Below are 212 nucleotides of genomic sequence, written 5' to 3'. Positions count from 1 at the left end.
GTAACGATAAGATACACGGTTGCTTCTAACGGAAGTTGTGCCGCTAGCAGTTCAGATGTTACCTTCACGGTGAATGCGTTTGCAGGTACAGCGACCAATACCACACCAACTACTGCTATTTGCGAAACGGCTACCAAAACCTTAACTGCTACACCGGCAGGAGGTACGTGGAGCATTGTTTCAGGAGGCGGAAGCATCACAGGATCGGTTTA

1 protein-coding gene is annotated in these 212 nt (G+C 49.1%); it reads left to right on the top strand.

What is annotated here, in order from left to right:
* A partial coding sequence (locus tag JO950_RS22175) for a hypothetical protein (RefSeq protein WP_202704575.1) occupies nucleotides 1–212 on the top strand: 212 nt, incomplete at both ends.

Origin of the sequence: Flavobacterium sp. UGB4466, assembly GCF_903469665.1 — a bacterium.
Classification (GTDB): Bacteria; Bacteroidota; Bacteroidia; order Flavobacteriales; family Flavobacteriaceae; genus Flavobacterium; species Flavobacterium lipolyticum.
Note: the sequence above shows the minus strand (reverse complement) of the source record. Positions and strands in the feature narration are given on the sequence as shown.